This is a genomic window from Neisseria sp. P0006.S004, assembly GCF_051963015.1.
In the GTDB taxonomy this organism is placed as follows: Bacteria; Pseudomonadota; Gammaproteobacteria; order Burkholderiales; family Neisseriaceae; genus Neisseria.
Map to the genome: position 1 here is coordinate 1 of NZ_JBQCUS010000034.1, position 317 is coordinate 317.

Annotated in this window: 1 pseudogene; it reads left to right on the forward strand. The window is 57.1% G+C overall.

The annotated features are described in order from the left end of the window. A pseudogene (locus tag ACTHR2_RS10570) lies at positions 1–317 on the forward strand (hypothetical protein); the annotation flags it as partial.

The following is a 317-nucleotide window of genomic DNA, read 5'->3' on the forward strand; positions in this document are numbered from 1 at the left end:
GACAGCGTCAAAGCCGGCGACACCACCGTTAACAACGACGGTGTGAAAGTCGCAGGCGGTCCTAGCCTGACCAAGTCCGGTATCGATGCCGCAGGCAACAAAGTGACCAACGTAGCCGACGGCGACCTCAATGCCAACAGCAAAGACGCCGTCAACGGCAGCCAACTGTTTGCGACCAACCAAAACGTCGCCAACAACGCCGCCAATATCGCCAAAGGCATTAACTTCGGCGGTACCACCGGCAGCAACAACTACGCATTGGGCGACACCATCAATGTCAAAGGCGACAGCAACATCATCAGCGAAACCGTAGCCGG